The sequence below is a fragment of the Microcoleus sp. CAWBG640 genome (assembly GCF_020883015.1).
Lineage (GTDB): Bacteria > Cyanobacteriota > Cyanobacteriia > Cyanobacteriales > Microcoleaceae > Microcoleus > Microcoleus anatoxicus.
In genome coordinates, this window is sequence record NZ_JAHRFC010000003.1 from 182136 (window position 1) to 193999 (window position 11864).

Here is an 11864-nt window from a genome sequence, read left to right on the forward strand (position 1 = left end):
ACACCCACTTGACTTTCCAAGGAAATACTACCACCCATCATGTGACAAAAACGCTGGCTGATTGCTAGTCCCAAACCCGTGCCTCCATACTTGCGCGTAGTAGAAGCATCTGCTTGGGTAAAGGGTTGAAAAACTCGCTGCAATTGGTCTGAGTCCATCCCAATTCCGGTATCAGTACAATTAAATACCAAAAATTCTCTAATTGCCAATGATGAGAGAGAATTATCATCAGATTCATCGCAGTTTTCTTGTGTCTGGTCGCTGATTTCCTGCGCCGGATTTTCGCGAGTTGCGGTGAGGGTAATTGTGCCGTTATGAGTGAATTTAGCAGCATTGCTCAGCAAATTTAATAATATTTGTCGCACTTTAGTAATATCGGAGTGCATCGTGCCGATATTGGTAATTTTGCTCAAGTCTATGGTATTGCCATTTTTCTCAGTTAGGGACGAAGCGGTAGATGCTACTTCTTTAATTAAATCAGCGATATCGAAGGTTTCTAAATAAAGCTCCATGCGACCTGCTTCTATCTTAGAAATATCTAGAATATCATTAATTAAAGATAGCAAGTGTCTGCCAGAATTGCGAATTTTTTCCAAATCAGGGAGGAGTTCATCGTAACCTAATTCTTCGGTTTCTTCTTGGAGCATTTCGCTGTAGCCGATGATCGCATTCAGCGGTGTTCGCAGTTCGTGGCTCATGTTTGCTAAAAATGCGCTTTTTGCGGTGGAAGCCTCTTCGGCGGCTTCTAGAGCTCTTTGGAGGGCAGATTCAAAGACTTTGCGATCGCTAATATCCTCGATGCTACCTTCATAATAAAGAGGCACACCGTCGGCATCGTAAACCGCACGGGCACTTTCGGAAATCCAAATTATACTGCCATCAGCGCGGTAAACCTGAGACTCAAATCCCGAAACTTCGCCGCATAGATCGATCGCCTGCACCAACTTATCCCGGCGTTTGGGATCGACATAAACCTGCTGTCGAATATCTGTCAAATTCGATGTCAGTTCCTCTGGGGACGAATAGCCGTAGATTTTGGCAAAAGCCGGATTCACACTCAAAAAACGCCCTTCAGGAGTTGTTTGAAAAATCCCCTCCACGGCATTTTCAAAGATACTACGATATTTTTGTTCTGCTTGACGTAGAGCTATTTGTGTGCGTTCGCGATCGCTAGCTTCCATAGCCAAGGAGACTAAATCTGCCAAGGAAGCAGAAAAATTTTGTGCTTCCACCGTCCAGTTACGAAAAGTTTCCACCTGTTCTAGAGAGATTACTCCTACAGTTTGTCCGCCGAGTCTAATCGGTGCGTCTAAAGTGGAAGTAGCGCCTGTTTCTACAAAATAAGATGCGACAAATTCTCTAGTTCTGGTATCTGAAAGAGCATCGTCCGCGGCAATCGTTCGGTCTTCTTCCAAAGCTTGAAAATAAGCCGGATAATCGGCTGCTAAAATTTCTTCCCCGGCGAAATGCCTACCACTACTGCGCTGAAATTGGTCAAAGCATAGCAATTTCGATCTACTTTCATCATACATCCAAATAGCAGCTCTTTCTGTTTCTAGGGTATGAGCGGCTGCTTCAGTGATTTCCTTCAAAGCTACTTTTAAATTCCCCCGATAAAGGGCTTTATTTCTAGCTAGTTCTAATAAAACAGTATTTTGCTTGCTCAACTGTTTTTGCCTTTCCCGCTGTGCTAATTCGGCTCGTTTGTATTCCGTAACGTCGCGGGCTACCCAAATTACAGACTCTTCCGAAAGCGGAGAAATCCTCGCCGCCAAACAAACTTCTCGACCGCGCAGGTTTAAAGTGTATTCAATACTGACGGTTTGTTTGGTATCTAAAGCCGAGCGAATGCAGTCAAGAAAGCGATCGGCTGTTGTTGGCTGGAACATTTCGCTGATGGTTTTGCCTACTAATTCTTGAGCTGGTGTGTAAAGTTGGGATAGATTGGTAGGCACAATTTTTAAGTAGCGGCCGCTGGCATCCACAACTACAATTAATTCGGTCATCGCTGCCAACAACGCTCGCAGTTCTGCTTCTGCTGATTTGAGTTCGGCAGTTCGTTCTGCTACTCGGCTTTCTAAATGGGAATTGGTTTCCTCTAAAGTAGCAAAGGAAGAGCGCAACTGTCTTGCCATTTGATTGAAAGATTGAGCTAAAAGTCCGAGTTCGTTAACGCCTTTGACTTCGACTTCTCGTTCTAGTTCCGAGGAGGTAAAATCTGCTGACTCGGACATTTTTGTTAAATCTTTGGAAGCTTTCAACAATCGGCGAATCGGTTCGGCTACCCAGCGATATGTGAAAATACCTAAGACGATCGCCACAATGAAGGCAAAACAGCACAATAAAATAGTTGTGCGAATATTGGTGTTAATTTGCTCTATAAAGTCTGCTTCGGGAATAGCGACCACAATCAGCAAATCCAGCCCCCGTTCGTCTTGCAGGGGAACCACCGTAATAAATTGTCGCGAACCGTCCATATCGAAGGTGAACTGTCCTTGGCTGCGAATTTGGGCAAAACTGCCAAAAATTGATTGTAAATGTCTGGCGGCCGATCGTATGAGTAAATTTTTACTTTCCGTTGCCAACAGCCGTTTTTGTCCGTCTTTGGTGCTGACAAAGGGTAACTCATCTGTGGAACTAGCGACTATTTCGCCACTACGTTCGATCGCAAACACCTGTCCCGACTTACTGATTTTGATACTTTTGAGAAAATCGCTGATTTGAGAAAGAGTGACATCAACTGCTAGTACCCCCCGCAGGTTTCCCGTTTTGGTGTAGATGGGGACTGCGGGCGTAATGCCTAATACTGGCGGGGCCGCAAACACGTAGATGGGAGACCAGGTGGGTTTTTTTGACTGTTTGGCATTTGTGTACCAAGGTCTTGTACGGGCCTCATAGGCTACGGTTTCGACTAACTGAGTGCGATTTCCCTGGCTGTCTAGACGATAAATTTGGCGATCGCCCGCCGTTGATTTATCTTTAATATAGGTAAAACTTTCTGTTCCTCTCTTGACCAAGAGAAATCTGCCACTTTCGGCGCCGTAATAAATGGTTGTGGTGCGATCGCTAATTTTAGTCTGGTTCCAAAAATAGCGCTCTAAGTTAGGGAAGTTGTCGGGATCTAAGTTTCCAGAGGCGATCGTGCTAGCATTAATTTCCAGAAACAGGTAAGCTGCATCCCCAAAACTGCGGAAATTTTCTCTAGTCCGGGCTGCAACTTCCAAGCTTAACCTAGTAGCCAGGTCATTGACAGATTTCTGACCGTTGCGAAAAGACAGCCATCCCGTCACACCTACCGCTACAGACATTTGCAGCACCAGCGGTATCAACAATACAAGACTCAGTGACATTTTCGGCGGGCTTTTCATCAGGCTAGAACTCAGGGTTTTCAATAACATCAATATTTTGGCAGATCCCAAATTTGCGTATTTTGCTTATTTTATATATTCCCTAGACCTAAGCTACCACTAATCTTGACCTTTTCTCGACTGCCAGGAAGAAATTTTAGCAAATCGGTTCCTCCAACAATCTGTAGCTCCTTCTCATTAAACCTACAATCCGAGCGCCCTTAGATACAGCAATTCTTCAATAACTCCGGTATCTGAATCAGGGATTTTTTAGGTGCGTTTACTTACGACTGCTCTGTGATTGTTAATTAATTTGAGTTCCGGGGGAAAATGTAAGTAATTTAACAATCTTTTGCGAGGAAGTTTGCTATTTATAAAATAGATGGGCAAAAAAACACCGAATCATCGGTAACTCTTTAAGCATATACCGGAAATATAGCAGTCCTAAATGAGTCGTATAGTTTTTTACCCCACCCCAACCCTCCCCTTATTAAGGAGAGGGAGTAAGAAATTCACAAATGATTTAGGATTGCTATAGCCGATAGCCAAACAAAAAAAATCAGCATTTTGTGCGATCGACATTTTTGTCAAACAATACTTTAGGAGGATGGCATGAACTATACATTTGAAATCCTGGGTGTATCTCCAACTCTATCTTTTTTCAACCAACAGCAAGAATTATTACAACAGCAGCATTCTGCTGGTGTAGAATACTTGGGAAATCGCAAGTGTACCCTAGATTCCTTTGTCGCATCAGTAGAAACCGTTTCGCCTCACCGAGGCTGGGATGTCGATAGAGTCGTAGACAGCGTGATTAGCTTCTGGATGAACAACTCCGAAAGCATCAATTATTGGAAATGCCGATTGCAGGATGCAGGTAGCGAAAACTTGTTAGTCGCTAGAGTCGGCGATATCAAATCCTTGCAAGCTGCATTTGAATCGTTGCTAAGTCAATAGGAAAATGGGAAATTGGTAAAAAGGCGATCGACAATAGTTAAAATCAACTCAACTATCTCTTGCCACTTTCCCATTCCCCAATCCTATGTCTCGCTCCAAAGCCCTACAATCTTACATTTTTGTCCGCTTGCTCCTAGCACCGCTGATGTTGTGGACCATCACCACAGCCGTGTTTTTGCTGCTGCGAGCCACTCCGGGAGACCCCATCGATGCCATTCTCGGCTCGCGAGCACCCGCAGCAGCCAAAGCAGCAATGCGAACCCAACTAGGTCTCGACGCACCCCTATGGCAACAATATCTCAAATATATTAAAGACTTGTTCAGCTTAAATTTGGGAACATCCATCACCACTCGCGGACAAACCGTGTGGCAAATTATCACAGACAATTTCCCCGCCACAGTGGAATTAGCAGTTTGCAGCATGGCCGTAGCTTTAATAATCGGCATCAGTATCGGTTCCTTAGCAGCATCCCGCCCCAACACTATTTTTGATGTCGCAGGCCGTTTATTTGGCATCATCACTTACTCCCTACCCGCTTTTTGGGCCGGCATGGTATTGCAATTAATTTTCTCGGTACAGTTAGGTTGGTTTCCATTGGGAACTCGTTTTCCGGTGACATTAACAGCGCCCGAAGGTTACACCGGACTTTACACCATAGATAGTCTGTTGAGTGCTAACTTGGGTCAATTTCTGATATCTTTGCATTATTTAGCACTGCCAAGTTTGACCTTGGGCATTCTTTTAAGCGGCATTTTCGAGCGCATTGTCAGAGTGAATCTGAAGCAAACCTTACAAGCAGATTATGTAGAAGCAGCTAGAGCTAGAGGCATTCCCGAATTGCAGATTTTATGGAGTCACGCTCTCAAAAATGCTCTAATTCCAGTAATTACAGTTTTGGGCTTAACTTTTGCTGCACTGTTGGGTGGTGCGATTTTAACAGAAGTGACTTTTTCTTGGCCTGGGTTGGCAAATCGACTTTATGAGGCGATTAGTTTGCGGGATTATCCAACTGTACAAGGAATCGTGGTATTTTTTGCGGGAATAGTCGTGGTTGCTAGCATTGTCATTGATATTTTGAATGCCTACATTGACCCGCGAATTCGTTACTAAAACTGTCTAAAGAAGAGTAAGATTAAAGGAACCGCGAAGGCGCGAAGAACGCGAAGGAAGAACCCCCCCAGCCCCCCCAAGGGGGGAAAGAAGAAGATGCAGTTCTTCCTTCGTCCTCTTGGTGTCTTCGCGGTTTAATCATTCCGATGCAACGGGAATCGATATGACTCCCTTTTTAGGAAGAGGACAATTTCTAGTTTCTGGGCAATACTGGAGCAAATACACTTGAATATTTGAGGTAAAAATGATGAGATTGTTGCTGACAATAGTAGGTCTATCCGCTGCCTTCACTCCACTGATGGCAGAAGTAGCTTTCAGCCTTCCCATGCCCAGAACAACGGACTTTCCGACAACCTCGAACCCCGAAGTAAACGTACCCGTTTGCTATATCGAAACCTCAAGCGGCACAACTTTTGATTTAGTCAGTTTGTGTGGGAAAAATACTACTCCGGCAGCGACAAATAACCGTAATACCACTACTGCTAACCCTAACGCAGCCAATCCACCTAATCCCAACCCCAATGGTATTACCAGAGATGCAGCCGGCACTCCCATAACTACTCCTGCGGGTACAAATCCCAATAATCCCAATAATCTCAATAATCCCAATAATCCCAATAATCTCAATAATCCCAATAATCTCAATAATCCCAATAATCTCAATCCTGGAAATTCTCCCAACACCAATCCCAATAATGTCAATCCCGGAACTTCTCCCAATACCAATCCCAATAATCTGAATCCTGGAACTTCTCCCAATACCAATCCCAATAATCTGAATCCGGAAACTTCTCCCAATACCAATCCCAATAATCTCAATCCCGGAACTTCTCCCAATACCAATCCCAATAATCTCAATCCTGGAAGTGGGCCCTACATAACTCCCAATAACAATCTGTCTCCTAACGGTGGCAGTGGCAACGGCACTGGTAGTTTTTGATTTGTCCTAATTAAGTTAAACTAGGAGATGAAAGTGGCGATCGCACTTGAGGACATCTCATGTCAAACTTAGTTCAACGCTTAGAAATCACCGCCCATCCGCAACTAGAAAAATCCCTCGGCTATCGCGGAGATGCCCGCTGGGTAGCTTGGCGGTGGGAACCCGAAATCGACCAACTTATTTGCAGCGATGGCAAAATAGTCTCCACGGGCAACAATCTGGCTTGGCTGGTATTTTTGCAACACGACTTAGTGCAGCCTGTCCTAGAAGATTATAACCTCGGTAAGGGCGATCGCCATTCGCTGCTGTTAGACAGAACCAGCAGAAATCTCTACATTGGCCAAGGGACAGAAATTCAAAATTTACTAGAACAGCCAGAAAGTTTAGTATTATTGACTTGTCTCGATCGTAACACCAAAGGCGATTCCCTGCGGGATAGCTTCGCTTCACGCAAATTTGGCGAAACATGGCAACAACAGCTAACTAAAGCCACAAAGTCCGACCAATTTCGCCACCTCATAAATCTAATTCCCGTCAGTATTGTAGCAACTTTAATCGGTGCTTTAGCCGTAGGGACAGGAATGTGGGTAGTACCAACAGCCCAGCAGAAACTAGCCCAAAAAAACGCTCCAACTTCCCCAGTAAACTTTGAAGCCAACTGCTATCTTGGCAATTCCTACAAATTTTCATCCCATGTCGGCTCCGTAACCGGAAACAAAGAACTACACTTAATAGCCGCTTACGAAGCTACCTCCCCCCAAGACAATGGAAATTCCTCCAAAAATGCCATTGAAGTCAAAGTACAACGCAAAAACAAACCGATAATTCTCGCACTTTCTGCCTACGAACCGATTAACTGGAAACTCACCATAGAACCCGGTGCTGTCATCGAAAAAATCATTATCAACGGATACGAAAAGCAAACCATTACTGGAGTTAGCGGAATTCCCATCGAAGAATATAGCTACAAAGGAAATGGAAAAAGCCTCAGCGAAGGTGACTTCATGTACCAGTGGGAATCCACTACCGATAGTAGCAATAGCCCCTCAATCGTCACCAAATTAGAACAAATAAGTCAAACAAATTTAACTTCTTTTCAAGGATGTTATAGAGGTACGAGTTTTCAGATTAAATGAAGGTTAAAAGTATCCCTAGACACAGACATCGACAGATTAAAAGCATCGCCAGAAAATTCCAAAACCCGCCCTGGTGGGTTTTTTGATTAATAATTAAATTAATTAAGTTTTTTATGATATAATCTGCCGTGGTATAAATCAAATTAACTCTTTGTGGAACAAGCCCGAAAGCCTGTTCAGGAGAATGATGCAAGATGTGAGTGTAATATTAATAAATATGAAATACTGGTACGAAACCCTAGCTGTAGCCCAGCGGATTTTAATTGAACTGTTCCGGCGAAAACGCAGCTTAATCCTCTGGAGTATCTTCCCAGTTTCGATTTTACTAATTAACGGAGCGATTTTACAAGAACGCGCCAACCTAACAACAGCAAAAGCCTTTGAAAGTGCAGCCCCAGCAAGCTTAGTCGGGGCAGCCTTATTTTTTAGCTGTCTCGGCGGAAGTGTCGCCACAGTCGTAGCAGAGCGAGAACAACATACACTCAAACGATTATTTATTTCCCCCCTGAGTGGCACTTCCTACTTTTTAGGAATTTTTCTAGCTCACAGTGCGATCGGCATCGGTCAAGTAATTCTAGTATATACCATAGCCTCTTGTTTAGGAGCACAATTTCAAGGCTCTGTGCTGCTAGGAAGTGCGATTATTCTCCTCAGTATTATATCTTATGTCGGAGTCGGCTTCATTCTCGGCACCCAATTCGCGAGGCGCACCGAAGATGTCAACTCCCTAGTCGCAGCTTTCGGAGTCCCATTATTGATTTTAGGAGGAGCATTTTTACCCACAGCACTGTTTCCAAAAAGCCTGCTCGAACTTGCCAAATACAATCCAATTTACCACATGAACGAAGCACTAATGCAAGTTTGGGCCAACGGCAAAAACATGGATGATATTTCCGAACACTTCTGGTTTTTACTCATATTCTCTATAGCCATGATAGCAGGTGGATGGCTTTCTTACCGCAGAATGCTCAGAGTAGAAAGAAGACTTTAAAACCACCTCACTCTTCTCCCCCTCTGCGCCCTCTGCGCCCTCTGCGGTAAAAAAAATCCGAAAACAAAGTAAACTATCCACCCCATACTTACCCCAGAATACTAACAGTAGAAAAAAGACTATAGAACCACCTCACTCTTCTCCCCCTCTGCGCCCTCTGCGCCCTCTGCGGTTAAAAAAAATCCCAAAAATCATCAACCATCCAACCACTATTATACAAAAAACTAGGGAGAACTCAAGCAGTGCTGCAAATCAAAAAACTCAACAAATCCTACGGCGAACGCTCAGTGCTGCGAGATTTGACACTGCACATACAAGCAGGAGAAATCTACGGTTTGCTCGGACAAAACGGAGCCGGCAAAACTACCACTATCAATATTTTATGCAACTTGCTGAATCCAGACAGTGGTCAAATCACCCTCAATGGCCAACCAGTTTCTGACTCAACAAAAACCTTAATCGGTGTAGCCCCCCAAGAGAATTTGCTATACAAAAGCCTGAGTTGTGAAGAAAACCTCAACTTTTTTGCTCAAATTTATGGGATGAATCGCCAACAGCGTTATTCTCAAGTAGAAAAATGTTTAAAAGCAGTAAATTTAACAGATAGAGCCAAAAGTCCCGTAGAGACTTTGAGTGGGGGAATGCAGCGCCGATTGAATATTGCGGTGGCTTTGGTGCACCAACCAAAATTAGTAATTTTGGATGAACCGACAACAGGTTTGGATATTGAAGCCCGCTATGAAATTTGGGATTTAATTCAGCAATTGCAATCCCAGGGAATTACGATTTTGCTGACAACCCACTTGTTGGATGAAGCGGAACGTCTGTGTCAAAAAATCGGGATTTTAAAGAGTGGGAGTATTGTCGCCGAAGGTAGCTTGGAAGAGTTGCAAAAACTGATTCCAGCTCAAGAAATTATTGTTGTCAAAACTCAACAAGAAGCTGAAGTCATCGCCCGCGCTGAAAAATACAATTTCATTCCCCGCCGTTACGGTAGCGATTTAGCTTTTTGGTTGCCGGAACCTTTAGAATTAAAAGAGATTATTTTGCGGTTTGATGGGATTTCTATTGACTCGATTGCGCGGTATCCGGTGCGGTTAGAGCATATTTATGTCGAGGTGACAAAACAAAATATCGTTTCGTAGGTTGAGCGGAGTCGAAACGCACCCACACTCAAAATCAAAGAAACCGGGTTTTTTCTCGAATCTTCGCACTGTAACGAAGTCTCTCAAAAAAACCCGGTTTCTCGCCACTCACCCATCAAACTAAATTCATCAATGACTGGTATATAATGAAAATAGAACAGAGCAGAGTCAAAGTTATGTCAAGTACAGCCAAAACGGAGGAAAAGAAACAATGAATTTAGAGCAAGCAGTTTTAGATAAATTGCGGGAATTACCCCCGAATCACCAGCAAGAAGTTTTAGATTTTGCTGAATTTCTTCAACAAAAAACTATGGCTAAACGACCGCTAAAGAGTGTCAAAGGGTTGTGTGCTGACTTAAAAGTAGATATTACGGAAGAAGACATCGCCCAAGCCCGACAAGAAATGTGGGGAAATTTTCCCAGGGAGATTGTTTGATGCCTTCAGTCGTAGCAGATACCCATACCCTAATTTGGTACATTTTTGAACTGCCAAGATTGTCGCCAGCAGCATTAACAGCATTAGAACAAGCGGTTAATCAGGGAAATTTTATCTACTTTTCCGCAATTACAATTGTAGAAATTTCTTACTTGATTGAGCGAGGGCGTTTGGCAGGCGAGGTGTTGACACGAGTTTTAAATGCTGCGGATGATCCAAATGTGGGGATTCTGCTAGCACCTTTAGACCGCAATATCTCGGCAACTATTCAACAAATTGACAGGGCAACAGTTCCTGATATGCCAGATAGAATTATTGCGGCCACTGCTTTATATTTGAGTCTTCCGTTAGTCACCCGCGATGCAAAAATTCAAGCAGTAACAAATATTCAGACAATTTGGTGAGCATCGGTGGAATTGACAGTGCAATCTAAGAAACCGGGTTTTTTCCCATATCTTCGCCTGTAACCAAATATCCTGCAAAAACCCGGTTTCTCGCCACTCACCCACAACCCTAATCTAAGAAACCGGGTGTTTTCCCGAATCCTGGGCTGTAATCAAATATCCTGAAAAAAACCCGGTTTCTAGCCACCCAACCCACAACCAAAAAAACCCGATGGTTGAGGGAAGTCGAAACCCGCCACCCAAAATCAAATCATGATAAAATAAATTCCGGTGTTATTCACAACTCCCCACAATGGACGAAACCCGCGCCCAAGCCTACCTGCAACTAATTCAGACTCTCCTGACTTGCCCCAACGGCGAAGAACCGCAGATATTACAAGATAACTCAGAATTACTGGATGGCGGATTTCTGCAAGCTTGCGAAGTCATAGCAGAAAACTTGACACAGCAGGGACAGGAAAATGCAGCTAGTTTCCTGCGAAATCTGGCCAGTCAGCTAGGGCAATTCTTGGATACGAATGATGAGGGAGATAGCGATAACTCAGAAGGTGAAAATCCCCAAGACTATGTAAGATTTATCGCAGAATTATTGCAAGCAAAACAAGATAGCAATAGCGATATTAAAGTAATTTACCCGATGCTGGCTGAACGGCAACATCTCCTCAATGCCCGTTTTGCCGATATTTTACAGCAAGTAGCACAGAATTTAATTGCCGAACATCCTGAAGCAATTGAGTCAATTGTCGGCATTATTGAAAATTTTAGTATTGATATTAATCAATTTCCCCTGGGAAGTAGAGCGAATAATCTGGAAATTGCGATTGCTGGTTATCAAATAGTTTTAAATAATCGGCAACCGGGAAGCGAAAAGTTTGCTCAAACCCAAAATAATCTGGCAGCAGCCTACAGTGACAGAATCAGGGGAGAGAAAGCAGAGAATATCGAACTGGCGATCGCATCATACACTGCTGCATTAACCATCCGCACCCCCGAAGCCTTTCCCGAAGATTGGGCGATGACGCAAAATAATCTGGCAAATGCCTACAGAAACAGAATCAGGGGAGAGAAAGCAGAGAATATCGAACTGGCGATCGCATCATACACTGCTGCATTAACCATCTACACTCTCGATGCCTTTCCCGAAGATTGGGCGATGACGCAAAATAATCTGGCAATTGCCTACAGTGACAGAATCAGGGGAGAGAAAGCAGAGAATATCGAACTGGCGATCGCATCATACACTGCTGCATTAACCATCTACACTCTCGATGCCTTTCCCGAAGATTGGGCGATGACGCAAAATAATCTGGCAAATGCCTACAGAAACAGAATCAGGGGAGAGAAAGCAGAGAATATCGAACTGGCGATCGCATCATACACTGCTGCATTAACCATCT

The 11864-nt window shown here is 43.8% G+C and carries 10 protein-coding genes; 9 read left to right on the forward strand and 1 reads right to left on the reverse strand.

Annotated features, from left to right (window positions below):
• Positions 1 to 3350: PAS domain S-box protein (locus tag AAFP11_RS03170; RefSeq protein ID WP_341735713.1), on the reverse strand; the 3350-nt coding region annotated here is incomplete at its 3' end.
• A 609-nt stretch (positions 3351 to 3959) separates the two neighbouring features.
• Between AAFP11_RS03170 and AAFP11_RS03175 the strand changes: the two genes are divergently transcribed.
• The 9 genes from AAFP11_RS03175 to AAFP11_RS03215 all read left to right on the forward strand — a co-directional run.
• Positions 3960 to 4304 carry a hypothetical protein gene (locus AAFP11_RS03175; protein ID WP_340521044.1) on the forward strand — a complete coding sequence of 115 codons (345 nt, stop codon included), beginning with the start codon at positions 3960 to 3962 and terminating at the stop codon, positions 4302 to 4304.
• An 85-nt stretch (positions 4305 to 4389) separates the two neighbouring features.
• On the forward strand, positions 4390 to 5415 hold the full coding sequence (locus tag AAFP11_RS03180; protein WP_341735714.1) for an ABC transporter permease: 1026 nt from the start codon (positions 4390 to 4392) through the stop codon (positions 5413 to 5415).
• 244 nt (positions 5416 to 5659) lie between these two features.
• On the forward strand, positions 5660 to 6355 hold the full coding sequence (locus AAFP11_RS03185; protein ID WP_341735715.1) for a hypothetical protein: 696 nt from the start codon (positions 5660 to 5662) through the stop codon (positions 6353 to 6355).
• Positions 6356 to 6414: 59 nt separating this feature from the next.
• Positions 6415 to 7491 carry a hypothetical protein gene (locus AAFP11_RS03190; protein ID WP_341735716.1) on the forward strand — a complete coding sequence of 359 codons (1077 nt, stop codon included), beginning with the start codon at positions 6415 to 6417 and terminating at the stop codon, positions 7489 to 7491.
• A gap of 217 nt (positions 7492 to 7708) precedes the next feature.
• Positions 7709 to 8482: an ABC transporter permease gene (locus AAFP11_RS03195; RefSeq protein ID WP_341735717.1), complete on the forward strand. Its 774-nt coding sequence runs from the start codon at positions 7709 to 7711 to the stop codon at positions 8480 to 8482.
• Positions 8483 to 8724: 242 nt separating this feature from the next.
• Complete coding sequence (locus tag AAFP11_RS03200; protein ID WP_341735718.1) at positions 8725 to 9627, forward strand: ABC transporter ATP-binding protein; 903 nt, start codon at positions 8725 to 8727, stop codon at positions 9625 to 9627.
• A 211-nt stretch (positions 9628 to 9838) separates the two neighbouring features.
• Positions 9839 to 10063 carry a DUF2281 domain-containing protein gene (locus AAFP11_RS03205; RefSeq protein WP_341735719.1) on the forward strand — a complete coding sequence of 75 codons (225 nt, stop codon included), beginning with the start codon at positions 9839 to 9841 and terminating at the stop codon, positions 10061 to 10063.
• Positions 10063 to 10467 (forward strand): type II toxin-antitoxin system VapC family toxin, encoded by a 405-nt coding sequence (locus tag AAFP11_RS03210; RefSeq protein WP_341735720.1) that lies wholly within the window; start codon positions 10063 to 10065, stop codon positions 10465 to 10467. The genes AAFP11_RS03205 and AAFP11_RS03210 overlap by 1 nt, the downstream gene beginning before the upstream one ends.
• Before the next feature lie 292 nt (positions 10468 to 10759).
• Positions 10760 to 11864, forward strand: a 1105-nt coding sequence (locus tag AAFP11_RS03215) for a tetratricopeptide repeat protein (RefSeq protein ID WP_341735721.1), incomplete at its 3' end; no start/stop codon positions are given.